20 protein-coding genes are annotated in these 19,204 nt (G+C 55.9%); 11 read left to right on the top strand and 9 right to left on the bottom strand.

Translation table 11 applies throughout. The annotated features are described in order from the left end of the window. Nucleotides 1-32 precede the first annotated feature (32 nt). The 8 genes from ACR0MS_RS09705 to ACR0MS_RS09670 all read left to right on the top strand — a co-directional run bounded on the left by ACR0MS_RS09705 (nt 33) and on the right by ACR0MS_RS09670 (nt 6,504). A complete protein-coding gene (locus ACR0MS_RS09705; protein ID WP_480578910.1) occupies nt 33-629 on the top strand; it encodes a class I SAM-dependent methyltransferase in 597 nt (198 codons plus the stop codon). A gap of 8 nt (nt 630-637) precedes the next feature. Beyond that, the gene (locus ACR0MS_RS09700; RefSeq protein ID WP_480576195.1) at nt 638-1,561 is read left to right on the top strand and encodes a hypothetical protein; all 924 of its coding nucleotides are present in this window, start codon (nt 638-640) and stop codon (nt 1,559-1,561) included. 160 nt (nt 1,562-1,721) lie between these two features. After that, on the top strand, nt 1,722-2,237 hold the full coding sequence (locus ACR0MS_RS09695; protein WP_480576192.1) for a ferredoxin-type protein NapF: 516 nt from the start codon (nt 1,722-1,724) through the stop codon (nt 2,235-2,237). Then, entirely contained in the window at nt 2,234-2,509 is a 276-nt protein-coding gene (locus tag ACR0MS_RS09690) for a chaperone NapD (RefSeq protein WP_480576189.1), read from the top strand. The genes ACR0MS_RS09695 and ACR0MS_RS09690 overlap by 4 nt, the downstream gene beginning before the upstream one ends. Nucleotides 2,510-2,524: 15 nt before the next feature. Further along, entirely contained in the window at nt 2,525-5,017 is a 2,493-nt protein-coding gene (napA, locus tag ACR0MS_RS09685; protein WP_480576186.1) for a nitrate reductase catalytic subunit NapA, read from the top strand. 56 nt (nt 5,018-5,073) lie between these two features. Continuing rightward, entirely contained in the window at nt 5,074-5,502 is a 429-nt protein-coding gene (locus ACR0MS_RS09680; RefSeq protein WP_480576183.1) for a nitrate reductase cytochrome c-type subunit, read from the top strand. Between the two features lie 29 nt (nt 5,503-5,531). Then, nucleotides 5,532-6,233 (top strand): NapC/NirT family cytochrome c, encoded by a 702-nt coding sequence (locus ACR0MS_RS09675; RefSeq protein ID WP_171125588.1) that lies wholly within the window; start codon nt 5,532-5,534, stop codon nt 6,231-6,233. A 13-nt stretch (nt 6,234-6,246) separates the two neighbouring features. Further along, entirely contained in the window at nt 6,247-6,504 is a 258-nt protein-coding gene (locus ACR0MS_RS09670; RefSeq protein WP_171125586.1) for a hypothetical protein, read from the top strand. Nucleotides 6,505-6,729: 225 nt separating this feature from the next. Here the strand turns inward: ACR0MS_RS09670 and phnY are convergent, their stop codons facing one another. From phnY to ACR0MS_RS09655, 3 genes are read right to left on the bottom strand one after another with little or no spacing between them, the layout of a single operon-like run. Then, nucleotides 6,730-8,178 carry a phosphonoacetaldehyde dehydrogenase gene (gene phnY / locus ACR0MS_RS09665; protein WP_480576180.1) on the bottom strand — a complete coding sequence of 483 codons (1,449 nt, stop codon included), beginning with the start codon at nt 8,176-8,178 and terminating at the stop codon, nt 6,730-6,732. A gap of 18 nt (nt 8,179-8,196) precedes the next feature. Then, nucleotides 8,197-9,441, bottom strand: a complete 1,245-nt coding sequence (gene phnA / locus ACR0MS_RS09660) for a phosphonoacetate hydrolase (RefSeq protein WP_480576177.1) — start codon at nt 9,439-9,441, stop codon at nt 8,197-8,199. A 20-nt stretch (nt 9,442-9,461) separates the two neighbouring features. Continuing rightward, entirely contained in the window at nt 9,462-10,649 is a 1,188-nt protein-coding gene (locus ACR0MS_RS09655; RefSeq protein ID WP_480576174.1) for a 2-aminoethylphosphonate--pyruvate transaminase, read from the bottom strand. Nucleotides 10,650-10,766: 117 nt separating this feature from the next. Between ACR0MS_RS09655 and ACR0MS_RS09650 the strand changes: the two genes are divergently transcribed. The 3 genes from ACR0MS_RS09650 to ACR0MS_RS09640 all read left to right on the top strand — a co-directional run bounded on the left by ACR0MS_RS09650 (nt 10,767) and on the right by ACR0MS_RS09640 (nt 13,341). Beyond that, nucleotides 10,767-11,648 carry a LysR substrate-binding domain-containing protein gene (locus ACR0MS_RS09650; RefSeq protein ID WP_480576171.1) on the top strand — a complete coding sequence of 294 codons (882 nt, stop codon included), beginning with the start codon at nt 10,767-10,769 and terminating at the stop codon, nt 11,646-11,648. Between the two features lie 136 nt (nt 11,649-11,784). Next, complete coding sequence (gene bfr / locus ACR0MS_RS09645) at nt 11,785-12,270, top strand: bacterioferritin (protein WP_480576168.1); 486 nt, start codon at nt 11,785-11,787, stop codon at nt 12,268-12,270. 384 nt (nt 12,271-12,654) lie between these two features. Continuing rightward, nucleotides 12,655-13,341 carry a hypothetical protein gene (locus ACR0MS_RS09640; protein WP_480576165.1) on the top strand — a complete coding sequence of 229 codons (687 nt, stop codon included), beginning with the start codon at nt 12,655-12,657 and terminating at the stop codon, nt 13,339-13,341. Nucleotides 13,342-13,353: 12 nt separating this feature from the next. Here ACR0MS_RS09640 and ACR0MS_RS09635 read toward each other — a convergent pair whose 3' ends face one another. The 6 genes from ACR0MS_RS09635 to ACR0MS_RS09610 form a co-directional block, all read right to left on the bottom strand. Continuing rightward, nucleotides 13,354-15,075 (bottom strand): saccharopine dehydrogenase family protein, encoded by a 1,722-nt coding sequence (locus ACR0MS_RS09635; protein WP_480576162.1) that lies wholly within the window; start codon nt 15,073-15,075, stop codon nt 13,354-13,356. Next, a complete protein-coding gene (locus tag ACR0MS_RS09630; RefSeq protein ID WP_480576321.1) occupies nt 15,072-15,446 on the bottom strand; it encodes a thiol-disulfide oxidoreductase DCC family protein in 375 nt (124 codons plus the stop codon). Before ACR0MS_RS09630 ends, ACR0MS_RS09635 begins: the two co-directional genes overlap by 4 nt. Before the next feature lie 88 nt (nt 15,447-15,534). After that, nucleotides 15,535-16,239 carry a DUF4166 domain-containing protein gene (locus ACR0MS_RS09625; protein WP_480576159.1) on the bottom strand — a complete coding sequence of 235 codons (705 nt, stop codon included), beginning with the start codon at nt 16,237-16,239 and terminating at the stop codon, nt 15,535-15,537. A 42-nt stretch (nt 16,240-16,281) separates the two neighbouring features. Continuing rightward, complete coding sequence (locus ACR0MS_RS09620) at nt 16,282-16,845, bottom strand: GbsR/MarR family transcriptional regulator (protein WP_480576156.1); 564 nt, start codon at nt 16,843-16,845, stop codon at nt 16,282-16,284. Nucleotides 16,846-16,973: 128 nt separating this feature from the next. Continuing rightward, nucleotides 16,974-18,482, bottom strand: coding sequence for a flavin-containing monooxygenase (locus ACR0MS_RS09615; protein ID WP_480576153.1), 1,509 nt, complete (start codon nt 18,480-18,482; stop codon nt 16,974-16,976). A gap of 25 nt (nt 18,483-18,507) precedes the next feature. Beyond that, complete coding sequence (locus ACR0MS_RS09610) at nt 18,508-19,125, bottom strand: carboxymuconolactone decarboxylase family protein (RefSeq protein WP_480576150.1); 618 nt, start codon at nt 19,123-19,125, stop codon at nt 18,508-18,510. Nucleotides 19,126-19,204 lie beyond the last annotated feature (79 nt).

Raw genomic sequence — 19,204 nt, 5'->3', positions numbered from 1 at the left:
GCGGCCGGGGCTATCATTGGGTGTCAAGCCTGATGGCGATCCATGACATAGACGGGCTGATCGCTCTGGATGTTCCCTGGTGGACCTATGATGCGATTGAAATCGTTGACGCTTTCCTGAAGACAAGGTCGGCCCGTGTGTTCGAGTATGGTGCCGGGGCCAGTACGATCTGGGCAGCGCGTCGGTCGGCGTCTGTTACGAGCGTTGAGCATGATGCGGATTGGCATGCGCGCGTTTTGGAAAGGATCCAAAGTCAGACCGAAATCTGCCCCGTTGATTTGCGATTGGTGACTGCTTCGAATGCACGTGAAACCGCGCCTTCAGACCCTATCTATCTTTCTCAGAAGCAAGACATGCGCGGACTGAACTTTGCGGCCTACGCCTCGGAAATTGACAAAACAGACGGGTCCTACGACTTGATAATCATTGATGGAAGAGCGCGTCAGGCGTGCTTGCGCCACGCCCTAAATCGGATCTCACGGGATGGAATGATCGTCTTCGATAACTCAAACCGGACCCGATATCATGAGGCGATCAGCAAATGCGGGCTTTCTGTCCAACGCTACCCCGGGCTTACCCCCTCCCTTCCTTACCCTGACGAGACGTCAATTTTGACGGCTCAAACCTGAGCCCGCAGATGGACGAGGACAAGCCCCAACGCACAAGCTCGCGGTTCGGGCGCGCAATTCGCGTGGCCGGGGTTGTGCTGCTGGTCTTGTCACTGGCCTATATTGTGCGCGAGGTTCAGCGAAACTGGACAGAGGTTGCGCATTGGCGTCCAAGTTCGACGGACCTTGCCCACCTGTTTGGCCTGATGTTGGTCTATATCTCAACGCTGTCTTTACCCGCCGAAACCTGGCACCAGTTTGTCGGAGCTTATGGGGCCGAACCTCGGCGCCGAACGTGGCGCTCTTTCATATTGACGCAGATTGCGCGTTACCTGCCGGGCAATGTGGCCCATCTGTTCGGGCGCGCCATGGTCCTGCGCGACGGCCCATTGAGCGCGAAACAATTAGGGCTGGCAACGATGTTGGAGTTGATTGCGATGCCCGCGGGCGCAGTGTCGGCGCTCGTGCTTGCCGCCCTTTTCACTCCGGGGGTCGATCAGGTGGCGAAAGCGATCGGCTGGTCGGAAGATACGGTGCGAATTCTCACGATCGTTTCGGTTCCCCTGTTGGTCGCGGGCTTGATCGTCACGGCTCGGATCGCAGGAAATGGCAAGAAACTGACGCGCGCTCTTTGCGTTGCCGTGCCGATTTGCACGTTGTTCATGCTGGGGCTCGGCGCAATTTTTGGTGCCATCGTCTGGATAGTAGGTCAGGGCCCTTTTCTTGTCGCAACTGTCGCCGGAATCTGCGCGTGGCTGGTCGGCTATGTGACGCCCGGAGCGCCCGCCGGATTAGGCCCTCGTGAAGCGGTGTTATTGCTGCTGCTTTCGGACGTGGTGCCCGCAGGCGGATTGATCATTTCTGTCGCCGTTTTCCGACTTGTGACTATCTCGGGCGATTTGATCTGCTTTGCCATGGGCGCAGCCATTCTGCGCGACGGAGCGCCAGCGTAGGCTTGGCCGTCAACTCTATCGGCAGTTTACGTCCGCTAAAGTACGACTCTCAGACCCTCAATTTATTTCCGAGATGCAACTTAAGTGAAAAATTGCTGCAATTTTAGACGATAAGCGGAATACTGGCGTTAGGGAATCGTCTCTAGCCAGGTAAACCAATATGGATCGAGTGACCAGCCGACGTGGGTTTCTGAGTGCCAAAATTCTCAGGGAGGACGGAAGCATCGTCCGGCCTCCGGGTGCTGCTGCGAGCGGTTTCGCCGATGCCTGCACAAAATGCGCCGAATGCGTGTCAGCCTGCCCGGAAGACCTGATTTCATTGGAACCCGACGGCCACGCTGTTTTCAAGCCAAACGATAATCCCTGTACGTTCTGCGGCGCGTGCGCGCGCGCCTGCCCTACTGATGCTTTGGATATCGAACGCTTGGCCGACTGGCCCTGGCGGGCTGCGGTGCAGGTTTCAGACTGCCTGTCTATGAACGGTGTAAGCTGTCGTATCTGCCAGGATAATTGCGACCAGAACGCACTTCGCTTCAAACTGCAGACAGGCGGACGCGCCGAGCCCGCGCTCGACCCCAATGCCTGCAACGGATGCGGGTCCTGCGTTGCGCTGTGCCCTGTCGACGCGATCAAGCTGGAACGGCGCACCCAAGTTCAGATGGAGCCGGTTCAATGAATATTTGCGGCTGCCTTGCTCATGTTTCCCCGGCTCATGCCGATGCCGCGGCGCTGGTGATGAATGAGACACCCGGCGTGGAAGTGCATGCGCAAACGGCCGAAGGCCGGTTCGTCGTCGTTGTCGAAGACACGCCAGCACGCCTTGCGTCCGAGATCATCATGGACCTGCATCAAATCCCCGGGGTGCTGTCGGTCACCCTTACCTATCATCATTTTGAGGATCTTGCGGACAGCGTTCCGCGTCCTGATGCCCCAAGCCAAACCACCTAGCCGGAGGCCATAGCTATGACTACATCAGAATCTCGCCGAACATTCCTGAAAGCATCTGCTGCCGCTGCAACCGCTTCTGCCGCTGGTATTCCCTTGGCCGGTGGGCAGGCCAATGCGCAGATTGGTATTCCGGACATAAGCTGGGACAAAGCGCCCTGTAGGTTTTGCGGGACCGGCTGTACGGTTCTTGTCGGCACAAAGAATGGCCGTGTTGTGGCCACGCAGGGTGATCCGAAAGCCGAGGTGAACCGGGGTCTCAACTGTGTCAAAGGCTATTTCCTGTCAAAAATCATGTACGGCGAAGATCGCCTGACCCAGCCGATGCTGCGCATGAGAGATGGCAAATACGCCAAGGACGGAGAATTCGAACCGATCTCATGGGATGACGCGTTCGACATCATGGCCGAAAAATGGAAAGAGACCCTCAAGAACAAAGGGCCCGAGGGCGTTGGAATGTTCGGGTCGGGCCAGTGGACCGTGTGGGAAGGCTATGCCGCGTCCAAACTGATGAAGGCAGGGTTCCGGTCAAACAACATTGACCCCAACGCGCGACATTGCATGGCATCGGCTGTTGTCGGTTTCATGCGAACCTTCGGCATTGACGAGCCGATGGGCTGTTACGATGACCTGGAGGCTGCGGATACGTTCGTTCTTTGGGGATCGAACATGGCCGAGATGCACCCGATCCTGTGGTCGCGTCTGACCGACACGCGCCTGACAAAAGAAGGCTGCGAGGTTCACGTCCTTTCTACGTTCGAACACCGTTCATTCGAATTGGCCGACAACGGGATGGTGTTCAATCCGCAGACCGATCTGGCCATCCTCAACTATATCGCCAACCACATCATCCAGACGGGCGCGGTGAACGAAGAATTCCTGTCCAAGCACGTCAATATCACCAAAACCGACACTGATATTGGATTTGGTCTAAGGGATGACAATCCTCTGCAACAGGCAGCGGCCAATCCGAATTCGGGCAAGCTGACCGAGATCAGCTTTGACGAATATGCGGAGTCAGTGAAGCCCTACACCCTGGAATATACGGCTGAGCTGTCTGGTGTCCCTGCCGATAAACTGGAACGTCTCGCCCAGCAATATGCTGACCCCGACCGCAAAATCATGAGCCTGTGGACGATGGGCTTTAACCAGCACACGCGGGGCTCCTGGGTGAACTCGCTGATGTATAACGTGCACCTGCTGACAGGAAAGATTTCCGAACCCGGCAACTCGCCTTTTTCACTGACGGGCCAGCCGTCTGCCTGCGGTACCGCGCGCGAGGTAGGCACGTTTGCGCATAGATTGCCAGCCGACTATGTGGTCACCAATCCTGAACACCGCGCGAAGGCCGAGAAAATCTGGAAAGTGCCCGCGGGCACTATTCCGGACAAGGTTGGCTTCCATGCCGTTTTGCAAAATCGGATGCTGAACGATGGGGTGCTGAACGCCTATTGGGTCCAGTGCACGAACAACATGCAGGCAGCCCCGAACATGAACCAAGAGGGTTGGCCGGGTTACCGTAATCCCGACAACTTTATCACTGTGTCCGACCCCTACCCGACCGTGACGGCGATGTCTGCCGACCTGATCTTGCCGACGGCCATGTGGGTTGAAAAGGAAGGCTGCTATGGCAATGCCGAGCGCCGCACTCAGATGTGGCGGCAACAGGTTCACGCACCCGGCGACGCTAAGTCGGACCTCTGGCAGCTTATGGAGTTTTCCAAGCGGTTCACCGTCGAAGAAGCATGGGGAGAGGACTTTGTCGCCACGGCACCCGAAATGGCCGGGAAAACCCTGTACGAGGTTCTCTACAATAACGGCAATGTCGACAAGTTTCCGCTTAGTGAAATTCAGCCAGGGCACCCAAATGACGATGCAAATCATTTTGGGTTCTATGTTCAGAAGGGCCTGTTTGAGGAATACGCCGAGTTTGGGCGTGGACACGGCCACGACTTGGCACCCTTTGAACGCTATCACGAAGAGCGCGGCTTGCGCTGGCCGGTCGTGGACGGAAAAGAAACTCTGTGGCGGTATCGCGAAGGCAGCGACCCCTATGTCGAGGCCGGATCCGAAGTTCAGTTCTACGGGTTCCCCGACAAGAAGGCCAAGATCATCTTCGCACCCTATGAGGCACCTCCGGAAATGCCGGATGAGGAATACGATCTGTGGTTCTGTACGGGTCGTGTCCTTGAACACTGGCATTCGGGCTCCATGACACGCCGTGTTCCTGAGTTGCACCGGTCCTTCCCTCTGGCCGTGATCTACATGCACCCCGAAGACGCCGCAGCCCGCGATTTGCGACATGGGCAGGAAATCAAAGTTTCCACGCGGCGCGGTGAAGTCACAAGTCGCGTATCCACCAAGGGGCGAAACAAGGTTCCCAAGGGGCTGATCTTCATGCCTTGGTTCGATGAAGGCCAGTTGACGAACAAGCTGACGCTTGACGCGACCTGCCCACTGTCCAAGCAGACAGATTTCAAAAAATGCGCCTGCAAAGTCGAGCGTGCCTGAAGCAGCGATGACCGCCCCAAGGCGGTCATCCAGCCAATAAAGAAGGAACATGCAAGATGAACAAGATAGTCGCCACCGCAGCAGCCCTTCTCGTCGCGCTTGGCAGTATTGCGATTGCGCAAGAACTTCGTGACCTGCGCGGAACCCCGCCAGATGCGCCCAGCGTTGTAAACATGAGCCTTCAATGGGAAGGCCGAGAGGGCCGAATGGTCCGAAACTACCGCCAGCAACCGCCGTTGATTCCACATTCCATCACGCAGTACCAGATTGATCTGCGAACCAATCAGTGCCTGTCCTGCCACGACTGGACAAAGGCCGGTGAGCGGAATGCGCCGACGCTTTCGATGACGCACTACCTGGATCGCGACGGGACCGAGTTGGATCACATCGCCGGAACTCGTTATTTCTGCAACCAGTGTCACGTCCCGCAAGCGGATACGGAACCTCTGGTTACCAACCTCTTTCAACCGTCGTCCACCGACTGATCCAAAGTTGATCTGAAAGGAGCACCGAGATGGCAGACTCCCCTGAAAAACGCGGTTGGATAGGCCGGGTATGGAACGCAATCTGGACACCGGCAGTTGCCTTCAGTTCTGGTTTTTTGCTGCTGGCAGGCTTTCTTGCTGGAATCCTGTTTTGGGGCGGATTCCACTGGACCTTGGAACTGACCAACACCGAGGAATTCTGCACCTCGTGCCATTCGATGGAAACCAATTTGGGCGAGTATCGGGAAACGATACACTACAACAACCACTCTGGTGTCCGCGCAATTTGCTCGGACTGCCACGTCCCTCATGAATGGAACCACAAGATCAAAGCTAAGATCATGGCCGTCAAAGACGTGTATCACGAGATGGTCGGCACCATCAGCACAACCGAAAAATACGAAGAACACCGCCTGAGTATGGCATCGGCTGTCTGGAAAAAGATGAAGGCCTCGGACAGTCGCGAATGCCGCAATTGTCACAACTTCGATTATATGGACTTTACGATTCAGGAAGCACGCGCGGCATCCGAACATCAGCGCGCGATCGACAACAACATGACCTGTATCGACTGTCATCAGGGCATCGCCCATAACCTTCCACCCGGATACCTTGAACGATACCAAGAAGTTACAGAGACACTTGCCGGCACACCACAGAATTCCGTTCAGGGCCAACTGGCTGACAGTAGCGCTGAAATCCGGTCGTACTTGACCACGCAGGCCGAGTGAGAGGGGACAAGACATGCTTGAATTACTTGGAACCATCGGAGCCAACATTATCGGCCTGCCTGGAATCCTTGGCCTTGCTTTGGGGATGATGACCCGAAATCTGATGCTTGGCGCTGCGATGGGTGGGATTGTCGGCGTGATCGAGACATTGATTTTCGCACACTGGTCCTTTGCCAATGTGGAAATGACCGAACTGGTCATCGCTGTGATCATTGGGATATGCGCAGGCATGCTGGGAACTGCTATTCGCATCAAGGGCGCAACAGTTTGATGCATCCGAGAACTGCCAGCCGGGTTCTGAGATAAGACTGCCAAGAGATGTGTCGAAGTTAAGTACTGCGATAAGGGCTCGCGACCCAGCAATCAAGCGGTCGAAGACCCATGCCGTAAGCGATTGGCCGGGCGCCTTGAATCAGTTCACTTTGCTCTCGACGCGGCGGGCGCTGCGACAGTGTTTAATCGCATTCAGCGTTCGCCGCCGATCTGCAATCTATGCTTAACCCGGCCACGGCAGCGAGTAGGTTTTTACATTGGTGAAAAACTTCATCGCTTCAATCACGCCTTCTTTCACGCCGTTCCCGCTGTCCTTGATCCCGCCAAACGGCGACATCTCGATCCTGTATCCGGGCTGTTCCCAGATATTGCAGGTTCCCACGTTCAGACCGTTGATATAGGCAATCGCGCGGTTCAGGTCGTTGGTGCAGACCCCTGATGACAACCCGAACTCGGTCGCATTGGAAATCGCCATAACCGCGTCGTCATTGTCGGGAACGCGGACGATGGGCACGATAGGACCGAAGGTTTCTTCCATCACCAGCTCGCTGTCATGGGGCACTTTATCGACCACGATCGGAGGCAGCAAAGCCCCCTGACGGCCAGGATGATAGAGGATTTCGGCTCCTTCCTTTTCGGCCATGAAGACGCGGTTCTCGAAAACCTCCGCTGCCTTGTCATGGATCACACACCCAAGCTCTGTCGCGGGGTCCTGCGGGTCACCAAACTTGATCTTCTTGGCCTTTTCCAGAACCAGTGGCACAAACTTGTCTGCAACGCTTTCCTGAACCAGAATGCGCTTGATGGCAGTGCACCGCTGACCCGAGTTGCCCGTTGCACCCGCCACGGCAATGGTGGCGGCCTTGTCCAAATCCGCATCCGACAGATCGTTCAATACGATTAGGGGATCGTTTCCACCCAGTTCCAGCGCCTGACGTTTGTAAACACCTTTGGCCGCGATCATCTTTCCGACCGGAACCCCGCCGGTGAAAGTGATGATGTCGATATTTTCATTGGTGATCATCTCGTCACCAATATCCTGCGGCCAGCCTGTGACAACCTGGAACATCTCGGGCGGCAGACCGGCCTCGTACAGGATGTCGGCCAAGGTCAGGCAGGTCATCGGCGTCAGTTCCGTCGGTTTGCACACCATACAGTTGTTGGTGGCAATCGACGGCGCGATCTTGTGGCTGACCATGTTGAGGGGGTGATTGAACGGCGTGATCGCACTGATCGCGGTCACGGGCTCGCGCGTTGTGAAGATTTTGCGTGCCTTGCCGTTATGGGTCAGATCGCACGAGAATATCTCACCATCGTCCTTCAGCGCCTCGGCCGCCGCGAACTGATAGACATCCTGCGCGCGTTTCGTTTCGTAGAGTGCGTGCTGATGGCAGATGCCCAATTCCAGCACCAGCCATTTGGCCAGGTATTCCCGACGCTCGCCAATCAGCTCTCCGGCGCGTTGCAGAATCTGGCTGCGTTCATAGCGGGTTAGCTTGGGCTTGTAGTTCGCTGCAATTTCAAACGCCTTGCGCGCGTGTTCGGCTCTGCCGGCCGGGACATAACCGACCACCTCGTTCGTATACGGATACAGAACCGGAACCTTGTCATCGGTAAAGACAACCTCTCCGCCGATCCGCATGCCTTCGTTTCTGATTTCGGCTTCACTCATGACTTGGTCTTTCATGGCTTACTGCGCCGCCGCTGTTGTGGCGTAGAAAAACGCATCAAAGTTTCGCAGATCGGGCGCGTTGCCCAGATCAATCACGCGGTTCACGATAAAGGGCACTTCCTGCTCTGTCAGCCCGCCATGGCTGCGCAGGGGTTCCTTGAGCGCTGCCAGATCATGCCGGTCCGCCGAGGTTCCGATGGTCATGTTCTCACCCGAAATCATCACGATGTCACCGATGCGATCCGCGGGAAGCTCAAAGCGCCGGATCGCTTCGTCTTTGTCGACCACAAGGATCAATTCTTCCCGAGCGTCCAGCTTGGCCATGATGTTGGCGACGTCCGCGCCCTCGGGCAAATAGGCGGTGGCAAAAGCGCCAAGCGCACCGTGGTGCACCACATAGGGATCGGTGATCGGAAGGATCACGCGCGCCTGCCCTTCCCCCAACCATTCATCCATAAGGTCCTGCGCATATATGACATTGGGCTCACCATTGGCGTTGTGCTTGGGTTTCATCCCGTGATCGGCGGTGACAACAATGGCCGCCCCCATCTCGTCCAATTGTGCGAGGTACTTGTCAAACATGGCATAAAAATCCAGAGCGCCCTGTTGGTCCGGCGCAAACTTGTGCTGGATATAGTCCGTCGTCGAAAGGTACATGATATCGGGCTTGAATTCCTGCAGCAGCTTGACGCCAGCGGCAAAGACAAACTCGGACAGCTCGGCCGAATACACCTCGGGCACCGGCATACCCAACCACGCGCTGGCATTGTCGATGCCGTGCTCTGCCTTGGTGGTTTCACCTGCGCGCTCGGATGAAAACGCGACGGCGCGGTGTTCATCGAACTTCAGACCAGACCCTAACAGGGCGCGCAACTTGTCCTTGGCGGTGACCATCGCGACGCGATACCCGGCCTCGTAAAACTGCGAGAAAATAGTCGGCGCGCGCAGGAAGCGCACATCGTTCATCATGACTTCTTCACCGCTGTCCGGGTCAATCAGGTAGTTGCCGCAAATCCCATGCACGATCGGAGGGCGACCCGTCGCAATCGATAGGTTATTGGGGTTGGTGAAAGACGGAATAACGGAATGCGCCAACCGATCTGTGCCCGTCTCGCGTATCCGCTTGAGTGTTGGCATCAATCCCTTTGTGATGGCCACCTCAAGGTATTCCGGCTCGCACCCATCCAGGCAGATGGCAATGGCGGGCACCTTTGGGGCCGGATAGACGCGCTCGTTTGCGGTCACTGGGGCATGAATTGTCATATTCGGTGGTCCTTTGTATCTTAAGCTGCCAGCTTGGAGCGTTCTTGCAGTGCCTGAACCGGCGGGGCCGCGCTGTCGACGCCCATCTCGGTCAGTGAGTCCTTGGCCGCGGCCACAACCTGCCGCATCACATGTTCATCCATCTGTCCGATGCATCCAACGCGAAAGCTGTCGACAACGGTCAGTTTACCGGGGTAGATGATAAACCCTTTGGCTTTCATCAGGTCATAGAAGCACGCGAATTCAAAGCGATCATCCGCCGGACAAAAAAAGGTAACTATGATCGGACTCAGCCAACGGTTTTGCAACAGCGTTTCGAACCCAAGCTCGCGCATCCCCGCAACCACAACATCCCGGTTCCGGCTATAGCGGGCCCCGCGTCCGGCCACTCCGCCCTCGGCGTCATGGGCCTTCAATGCTTGCAGAAACGCGGCAACCACATGGGTGGGCGGTGTAAACCGCCACTGACCGGTCTTTTCCATATGCGCCCATTGTGCATGTGCATCCAGCGACAGGGAATGACTGTTGCCCTTGGCGGCCTCAAGCTCGGACTTGCGCGCGATGACAAAGCCAAAACCGGGCACCCCTTCGATGCATTTGTTCGCAGAGGACACCATGGCTTCGTACCGGATTTCCGAAGGCTTCAATTCAATGGCTCCGAACGCAGACATCGAGTCGATCAACAGCTTGCGCCCCGCCCCGTACACAGCGTGGGATATTTCCTCGATCGGGTTCAAAATGCCCGAGGACGTCTCGCAGTGGATGGCCACGACATGCGTGATATCTGCGTCACGTGCCAGAATCTCCGCCACTTCGGACCCGCGCGGAGGCAGGTAATCCCCCTTGTCCAATACAACGTGGTCACGCCCCAGATAATTTAGTGTCTGCGCCGACCGCAACCCGTAAGCCCCGTTTGCCAGAACCAATGTCTTACTTTCGCGCGGAATGAAGGACGACAGCATGGACTCGACCGCGAATGTCCCGCTGCCCTGCATCGGAACGCAATCGAACATCTCGGACCCTTCGCCCAGCAAAGCCAACAGCCTTGTCCGGATTTCTCGGGTCATTGCGCGAAAGTCATCATCCCAACTGCCCCAGTCTTTCAACATTGCGCGCTTCACGGCGTATGATGTCGTCAGCGGCCCGGGTGTCAGAAGATAGGGTTCACCCAGCTTCGGCGGTTCAATCGTGTTTTCGCTTGCAGTCATGACCCCGCTCCGATGGTCCAGTTTCGGACAGGTTTGCAACGGTTTCATGCATATGTAAAATTGCTAAAATCAATCCAATTATAAGTTTAGCCTATATATGTATAACGAGGGCAACGCATGCGTCACAGCCAATTGAAAGCATTTCACTACGTGGCACTGCATGGCGGGTTTTCCAGAGCGGCCGAAGCCCTGTTTCTGACACAGCCTGCAGTGTCAGAACAGGTTCGCAAACTGGAACAAGATCACGACCTGCTGCTTTTTCAGCGTGAGAAAAAACGTGTCTCTCTTACCCCGGCCGGAGAGAGTCTGTTCCGCCTGACCAAACAGTATTTCGAAGTGGAAACCCAGATTGAAGATTACTTGTCAGAATCCAGCACCGCAATCGACGGAGAGCTGCGTATTATCGCTGACTCCGCCTATCATCTGACGGATTTTTTGGGTCCTTTCCAAGCCCTGCACCCGAAGCTGACGATCTTGGTCCGATCGGGCAATACAAACGAAATCCTCGACGAACTCAGGGCATATAATGCCGAGATTGGTATTGTCGGCAGCCCCTCACCCGGCAAGGACATGAGTGTTCTCAATCTCGGATCGACAGAGATAATCGCCTTTGTTGGGCCGGGTATTCTGCCGCCAGACACGACCATGCTGACAATCGACGAATTGAAAGACCTGCCGCTTGTGTTTCGCGAAAAGGGCTCAAAAACACGGCAAAAGCTGGAAGATGCAGCACGCAGCATGAAAATCACGCTCAAACCCTCGATTGTTGCCGAAGGTCGCGAAGCGGTGCGCGAGCTTGTCGCTTCGGGTGCCGGTATCGGATTTGTTTCGCGCGCAGAATTCGGTCGGGACGACCGCCTGCGCCAGATCAAATTGCAGGGCGTTGACCTACAAATGGGTGAAAGCATGATCCATCTGACGCAACGCCAAGAGGTCAGAACCATTCGCGCGTTTATGGACTTCGTCAGGCGGGTTCAGTCACACAACGCAGCCAAATAACGGGCTGGGATCGGCAACGGTGGCAAGGCCGAGGAGAGTTCTGCGCCGCTTTGGAGATTGCAGTTACCGATGTTACAGTCACGACTCAGAATGATTGTTCAAAACCAATTTTCAAACACAGTCAGGGAGACCCGCGATGAAGGGTGACAAGAAAGTAATCGAATACCTGAACAAGGCTTTGCGGCATGAATTGACAGCGGTCAGCCAATATTGGTTGCATTACCGATTGCAGGACGATTGGGGGCTTGGCAGCATGGCCAAGAAAAGCCGCGAAGAGTCCATTGAAGAAATGGAACACGCCGACAAGCTCATCGAGCGGATCATTTTCCTTGAGGGTCACCCAAATCTTCAAAAACTCGACCCGCTGCGGATAGGTGAAAACCCAAGGGAAACGCTGGAATGTGACCTGGCAGCCGAAAGAAGCGCACGCGCGCTTTACAAAGAGGCCCGAGATGTCTGCAAGGATGCGGGCGATTACGTTTCGATGAACCTTTTTGAGAGCCTGATGTCGGACGAGGAAGGGCATATCGACTTTCTCGAAACCCAACTCGAACTGTATGACCGCGTTGGACCTGAACTGTTCGCGCAACTCAATGCGACCAAAATGGAAGACGCGGAATAGGCGCTTTTACGTGTGCCGCATTGGGCGGTTTCAACTTTGGCTGATTGCACAGTCTGCCGGATGAAGCCTCCGGCTGGGTGACGCTGAGGGGCCAACGCCAAATGCGGTTATACGATCTGAGACATATTGCCGAAAATGGCGATATGTTGAAAACTCAGGCTCAGTTTTAGACAGAATCAAATTGGGTTGTTTATTAGTGATGATGGGCCTTGCAAGTTTCATTGGACGACACGTCTGTGCGGGGCCAACGCGGTTTTTCCTTGGCTGTGGTTGGGGCTTCTGCTTTCGCGCACTTCTGACAGAGTGTGGAAAAACGCTAGGGATAAGCGTCACATCGCGGTTCAGCGCAAGCTTTGACCTGCCATTGCGGAAAGCGCTGATCTGATGCAGCGCCAAACGCAAAAATCGCTTTCTGGTATTACGCCTTTCAGCATCGCTGTAGGCTTGATCAGCCTGGTGATCGTCTTCGTCATCTCGTGGACGACCGGGGCTGATTTTGGCTTTCTGACACGCGACCCTGCGCAACAGTTCAAAGCCCCGTCCTACGCCGGGTTTCTTTCCAACATGGGCGTTCTGTTCTGGATGGCCAGCGCCACCGTAACTGCGTTTGGGTTCGCCTTGTTGAGCGCCGCGCCGCATGCGGTGGCGCCCCGAAGGTTGTTGCTGGCCCTGACGTTACTTTCCACGGCTTTCTGTCTTGATGATTTCTTTTTGCTGCATGAACGGCTCCCGATTGGTGAAAAGTACTTCTACGGGGGCTACGCGTTGTTCCTGATGGGAACTGTCGTTCTTTACCGCAACCATTTGGGACGGCAGCCCAGTATGCACCTTGTCATTGCGGGGCTATTTTTTTTGACCTCAATCGGCATAGATTTCTTCCAGAAGTCAATCGAGGTTTACCTCGGCCAATATCGCATCCTGTTTGAAGATGGCGCAAAGTTTCTTGGTGCCGTGTTTTGGTTGAACTTCTCGTGGGCGGTGACCACCCAACAGATTTTTGACCTGTGGCCGGAAACTCCGGAAATGCAAGACAGCCGCCCGAATTCCGGGCGCGTAACGGCAGGTGAATAATATTGCCATCCATTAAATTGGGCTAAGGGGCTGCGGCACGGATTGACCGCTCGGAAATGTGCCGTGGGGTTCGATCCCGGCTCCCGGTTCCGTCAGGGTTTGATGGCCCTGTTTATCCTCGCGATCAGGCGCAAGGGATCCGCGATACCGCACGATCAAAACCCCTCCCAGCGGCGCTCCAAGGCTGACGTCAAAATGAAAAACTCCATTCTCGACATATTCCCGGCTTTCACTTGTCGGAAGAAGCACGCGGGGCATCGGGACCCCAAGAAACCAGCCGCGTCGCACCGGTAGAAACAGACTGCCATCCCGCACGAGCAGGTCTTGCTCAAAGTTGAACGGGCCGAACCTTTCGCGGTACCGATAGGGTGACGCCGCCGGGGTGCAATGAGACCGAAAGACTTTGCCGTCAAAGTTTCGTTCCCAGGTTTCGCTGGTGCCAAGGCGTGTTTTTGTGACGGTGACAGTTGCCTTTTGGGTAGCCTTGGGAAAACCAAAAACCCACGCCGCCAACCGCGCCATCCATGTTGTACCACGGGTCACCACGGCCGTTCCGGAGAAACTGCTTTGATCCTGAACAGAGTGCAGCGCTCGCACCTGCGGAGGCAGCGCATCCCACCTGTCCCGAAGCGCCGCACAGAATAGCGTTGGGTGGTCTTCGCTTTGGGTGTGGGTCGTGATCGCCAAATCAGACATGGCCTCTTCGACCTCTGCCTTCGACAATTCGGCCAGGCACGGGCGTGCTCCTGCCGCTATTCTATCTGGCCGACGCGCGATCGCGCGGCAGATCAGGCCGGGAACAAAAGGTCCGTCCCCCTTTTCCGCGATAAGCGTCCACCTGCGGCAAACAGGCTTGCCCTTGACCGACCCAATTACCGAAACCTGCATACCACCACGATCCGAGCCGAAGGGATACAACGCGCGTGACAGAAGATGCAGCAGGGAAAGAACCGCGTCAGAAAGCTCCAAAGACCAAAAGCGACGAACCCACGCCAAAATACTCAACGCCCGGTTCATTACGCCCAACTCCAATCCGGCGCGAAACACGACGCTTTCTGACGGTATCTTTTCGGGCAGCAATTTGAGGTCGGGTACTTCAACCACATAGGCAGGCCGCTTGAGGTCCTGATCAAGCCGATAGAGGCGCTTATCCGTCCAGCCCGCCATTGACCGCCATTTCGCACCACGCTTAACTCTGACCGGGCGGCCGACGCCACCGACGATACCCTCGATCACCGAGCGTCCGCGTGGGGCCCTGTTACCCGGCAAAATAACGGTATCGACAAGCTTGATATCCTCCAGCCTCTCTGCCAGTTCGCTGGTGATAATCGAGGACAAGCCCGGCACGCTTGAAGCACCTGACAACAGAAAAACACCCGCGGCCCTGGCTGCGGAATCCAACCGTGAAATACCTTCGGTGAATTCTGATGCATCTGAAAGATCAAGGTAGTTGCATCGCTGCCGGATACACATTTGGGGGATGCGATAGCCGTCCGCTCCGTAATTCTGAAAGGGTCCGGCGGCGTCAATCACGATGTCTGGCGCAGGATCAAAAACCGAAAGCGGCGACACCTCGACATTCTGCGCGATATGAGACGCACCGATCTTACAGGCCAGTGCATGCGCCTTTCCGGGATTTCGACCTGCAAGCCAAACGGTATGCCCGTCCCGGATCAGAAGGCGAGCGACCAGCCCCCCGAACACACCATACCCGCCGATGATGACAATCTTCATTTGATCAACCTCGCGCGCAGATCAGGGTTCGGAAGCGCGCAGATATCCGATCGCCCGAACCAGTAGCGGTTTCGTGCAATCCGGCGGTATATCCAACCCTGCCAGCGTCTCGGAACGCGAGACATAACAAACGTAAAGACACGCGCTCGCCCAGTGTAACGGGCCACGCGGATCATGGCGTCAAACCCGGTATGGGATTGTCCGTTTTCCAGATAAAGCCAGCTTTCCGGGTCTGTCGGTTCGACGTCAAAATGCCGTAACACCGCCTCCCCAAGCGGGCTTTGGACGGGACAAATCCTAATCTCTCTGCTGCGATCCAACCTGGAGATCATCTGCGCGCCAAAGCAACACAAGACGCATTCACCATCCATGAATGCAATGGGCAAGCTGTCATCAAATGCGGGTACAGACGGATCATTCCGATAGGAATATGTTTCTCTTTCTACGGAACGTGCCAATTTAGCCTCCAACCATTTGTGCATCTTCGAATATTGCAGACTGTCGGATCATCGCGCCCAGAATTGGGTGATCCAAGCTCAGCGAAAATAGAAAACGGCCACCCCCGATCTCTTCATGCCCGACGACAAGTTTGAAGGGTGAAATCCAGTTGGGCAGCGGCAACCGCCACTTCCAGATTTTCATAAAGAACCCGTCGCTCAGGAAGAACAGCGCGCGTGGCGTCGCCTCCAGCCGCAACGTCATCCCCAAACCATAGCCGATATATTCCTCCAGCCCGGTCCGGCCAGCAAACCGTTTGGAGCTGCTGACCGTTTGGGGGAAGCCCTTGGCGCGCCCATATTGGCGGATCCAGAACTGCCCATTGGTGGCGGGGTCTTCCGTTACAACAACAACTGCTGCTCGGTTAACCGAACTCAGGTCATAGGGCAAAGGTGCACCTACTATGCGTGTCAGCATGGCCAAACACAGACCAGCCATGTTCATCTGCATGTCAGTCACTTGGCCTTGATAGGACACACTCGCGCCGCCGGACAGACGTTTGCCAAATCGTTGACGTATCTCTTTGGGCAAACGCCCCCAGCCCGTGTCTCCGAGCAGGCGTCTGAATCTGTGGTCTTCTATCAACGTGTCAGGCGAACAGGGATGGTCAGGCGCAGGCGGCGCGAGGCTCCGATCAATGCGGGTTATTTTGGTAATTTCTTGCATTCTGTTCTTTCTGTCTAAAGAGAAATAATGGAGCAAAAAAAATTAACTTCCCTGACGCCCCCCGGTGAATTTCAAAAGTGAAACCACGCGGCTTCCCATTTTCATCAGCATGATGAGCTTGGGTCTGGGCACAGTTAGAATGTCTTTGTACCAAGTGTCCGCCGTCTTCAGAAAATCCTGCATGGAACGCATACGCTCAAGGACCTCCGGATTGAGGCTGTCATCTGCTTCGGCCTGATCCACGCACGTGCGCAGGGCCGAGGCCGCCGGGTCTATCTCACGTTCCTTTCGACCCTGAGCGATACGGAGGACCATCTCCCAGACGTCCGTTTCGGCCTCATAATGCTCCCGGCGCTCCCCTGGGATCGGCACGCGCCTGATCAACCGCCAGCTCACCAGCTCTTTAAGCGAATTGGACACATTGGAGCGCGCAATTCCAAGCGCGTCGGAAATTTCCTCGGCATTCAGGGGCTTTACGCTGAGGTACAGCAACGCGTGAATTTGGGCGACAGAGCGATTGACGCCCCATTGATTGCCCATATCCCCCCAGTAGAGGATAAAATTGCTGACGGCAGATGGTTTTGTCTTATCTGTTATTTCTGGCATAACAGAAATTTCTAACAAAGCAGACCAAAAGTCAAGGGTGCTGCTATTTCAAGCGTCGTGTGGGATGACGCAGCCTGTTCAGATGATCCGCTTCACTTGTGCTCTGCTCGGTCGGTAAACACCCAACATCAGGCAGATGAAGGCGCCAATGGCGCGGGTTCTGGTTCAGATGCAGGGACAAGCTGGTAATCCGTTAACCGTACCTTGCGGGTTTGTAAGCGGTACTCCCACGAAAAACCCGGCCATAGCGCCGTGTTTTTGCCGGACCCTGTCAGATACCAGCTATTGCAGCCCGACACCCATGTGGTTTTGCGCATCCGGTTCTGAAGCCATGTATTGAAACGGTCCTGTACCGACTTTTGCACATCAAAAGCCGCAAGCCCGTTGGCATCCATCTTGCGAACCATGTCGATGACGTAATTGAACTGGGATTCAAAATAATAAATCATCGACGTGTGCCCGGACACCGTGTTCGGCCCCATCAACAGCATCAGATTTGGAAAACCCGAAACAGTGACACCCTTATAAGCCTCGGCTCCGTCAGCCCACGCGTCATTGATGCTGAGACCCTTGGCCCCAGTGATAGGATACGGGGCAGCTTCGGTCGGGACCTTGAAACCAGTGGCGCAGACGATGGCGTCGACCTCGACGGCCCTGCCCGTCCCGTCAATCAAGGATTTGCCCCGGATTTCGCGTACCCCGTCCGATACCAGATCGACATTCGGTTTTAGCAGTGTCGGATACCAGTCATTCGACAAAAGCGTTCGCTTGCATCCGACCTTGTAATCAGGCGTCACTTTGCGGCGCAGGTCGGGATCCTTGATGACGCGTTTTATGTGGCTCACCCCCATCCACCGCGCCAGCGCCGTCAGAGGGGTGTCATAGACAATCACCGGCGACTTCGCCTCGCCGCTCCAATAGATTATCTGCCTTCTCAGATATTGCAGCAGTGGGAAGCGGCGGAAGCGGCTTTTGTGCTCTGGGTCAAAGGCGCGGTCAGGCTTGGGCAAGATCCAAGAAGGCGTGCGCTGAAAAACGGTCATTGCGGCCACCTGATCGGCAATCGCCGGCACAACCTGAATAGCGCTGGCACCGCTACCGATCACCGCCACGCGTTTCCCCGTCAGGTCATAGTCGTGATCCCATTCGGCCGTGTGCAGCACCTTGCCTTCGAACCCGTCAAAGCCGTCGATCTGCGGATAGGCCGGGTCGCTGAGCGAGCCGTGTCCGGCAATCAGCAGATTGGCCTCGAATTGCGGGCCCTCTTTGGTCGAAACGCTCCAGACATTGCGATGGTCGTCAAATCGGGCGCTGTCGATGGTGCGGTTGAACTCGATATGCGGGCGCAGATCGTATTTGTCGACGCAATGGCGGATGTAATCCAAAATCTCGGCCTGTTCACCAAAAGCACGGGACCATTCGGCCCAAGGTTCAAACGAATAGGAGTACAGATGCGATTGCACGTCACAGGCCGCACCGGGATAGGTGTTATCGCGCCATGTGCCGCCCACATCCGAGCCGCGCTCGAATATGCGGAAATTGGTATAGCCCGCCTGTTTCAGCCGGATGGCGATCCCCAGCCCGGAAAACCCGGTGCCGATGATGGCGATATTGTACCGGCCTGATCGGAAGCTCATGTCATTTTCTCCTAGGGGGCCGCGATTACAGCCGCGTCTGCTCCATGATCTGGTCGATCTCGGGTTCCAGCCGCACGCCGACACTGTTGAGGATGGTCGCAAGCCCCGTATAGGTGGCGATCAGGAACAGCAGTTCGATCATCAGCTTTTCATCCAGATGCGCGGTCAGCGCCTGCCATGTTTCAGGCGTGACCTGATGGGTGTCGATCATCTCATCCACGGCGGTCAGAATGGCCTTCTCATCCGCAGACCACCCTTCAGCCTGCGGCCCCTGTGTGACACGCAGAATGTCCTGAGGGGTCAGGCCGGCGCGCATTCCGATATCGCAATGGTGGCTCCACTCGTAATAGGACCGGGTTTTCCAACCCACTCGCAGCAGCGCCAGTTCGGTCTGACGCCGGGTCAGCTCACCCTTGGGCATCAGCTTGGCGTTGAACTTGGCGAAGGTAAAATAGACGCGGAAATTGCGAAAAAACGTCTGGAACAGATTGGTGGATTTCGCACCACCGATCTTGACGATCATGTGCAGAATGAACCGCTTATACGGTCCCAATTCAGACTTGCTGAGGGGGGTCAGGCGCGCATCGTCGAGTGTTTTCCATCCCCCATCGGGCACCAGGTCTCGTAACATATCAGTACTCACGGGTTTCTCCGATGGTCTTGGACACGGGGACAGCCAGTTTTGACGCAAATCGCATGATGTCCTCCCAACCCTCAAAGTA

This window comes from Ruegeria sp. CJ2 (assembly GCF_056536745.1).
Note: the sequence above shows the minus strand (reverse complement) of the source record. Positions and strands in the feature narration are given on the sequence as shown.

Bases quoted from the DNA above. Each gene is read 5' to 3' on its own strand.
- napA (WP_480576186.1), top strand. From the start codon at position 2,525: ATGACTACATCAGAATCTCGCCGAACATTCCTGAAAGCATCTGCTGCC.
- ACR0MS_RS09635 (WP_480576162.1), bottom strand. From the start codon at position 15,075: ATGAAGATTGTCATCATCGGCGGGTATGGTGTGTTCGGGGGGCTGGTC.
- bfr (WP_480576168.1), top strand. From the start codon at position 11,785: ATGAAGGGTGACAAGAAAGTAATCGAATACCTGAACAAGGCTTTGCGG.
- ACR0MS_RS09640 (WP_480576165.1), top strand. From the start codon at position 12,655: ATGCAGCGCCAAACGCAAAAATCGCTTTCTGGTATTACGCCTTTCAGC.
- ACR0MS_RS09625 (WP_480576159.1), bottom strand. From the start codon at position 16,239: ATGCAAGAAATTACCAAAATAACCCGCATTGATCGGAGCCTCGCGCCG.
- ACR0MS_RS09670 (WP_171125586.1), top strand. From the start codon at position 6,247: ATGCTTGAATTACTTGGAACCATCGGAGCCAACATTATCGGCCTGCCT.
- ACR0MS_RS09690 (WP_480576189.1), top strand. From the start codon at position 2,234: ATGAATATTTGCGGCTGCCTTGCTCATGTTTCCCCGGCTCATGCCGAT.
- ACR0MS_RS09695 (WP_480576192.1), top strand. From the start codon at position 1,722: ATGGATCGAGTGACCAGCCGACGTGGGTTTCTGAGTGCCAAAATTCTC.
- ACR0MS_RS09650 (WP_480576171.1), top strand. From the start codon at position 10,767: ATGCGTCACAGCCAATTGAAAGCATTTCACTACGTGGCACTGCATGGC.
- phnA (WP_480576177.1), bottom strand. From the start codon at position 9,441: ATGACAATTCATGCCCCAGTGACCGCAAACGAGCGCGTCTATCCGGCC.
- ACR0MS_RS09680 (WP_480576183.1), top strand. From the start codon at position 5,074: ATGAACAAGATAGTCGCCACCGCAGCAGCCCTTCTCGTCGCGCTTGGC.
- ACR0MS_RS09620 (WP_480576156.1), bottom strand. From the start codon at position 16,845: ATGCCAGAAATAACAGATAAGACAAAACCATCTGCCGTCAGCAATTTT.
- ACR0MS_RS09675 (WP_171125588.1), top strand. From the start codon at position 5,532: ATGGCAGACTCCCCTGAAAAACGCGGTTGGATAGGCCGGGTATGGAAC.
- ACR0MS_RS09700 (WP_480576195.1), top strand. From the start codon at position 638: ATGGACGAGGACAAGCCCCAACGCACAAGCTCGCGGTTCGGGCGCGCA.
- ACR0MS_RS09705 (WP_480578910.1), top strand. From the start codon at position 33: ATGGCGATCCATGACATAGACGGGCTGATCGCTCTGGATGTTCCCTGG.
- ACR0MS_RS09630 (WP_480576321.1), bottom strand. From the start codon at position 15,446: ATGGATGGTGAATGCGTCTTGTGTTGCTTTGGCGCGCAGATGATCTCC.
- phnY (WP_480576180.1), bottom strand. From the start codon at position 8,178: ATGAGTGAAGCCGAAATCAGAAACGAAGGCATGCGGATCGGCGGAGAG.
- ACR0MS_RS09615 (WP_480576153.1), bottom strand. From the start codon at position 18,482: ATGAGCTTCCGATCAGGCCGGTACAATATCGCCATCATCGGCACCGGG.
- ACR0MS_RS09655 (WP_480576174.1), bottom strand. From the start codon at position 10,649: ATGACTGCAAGCGAAAACACGATTGAACCGCCGAAGCTGGGTGAACCC.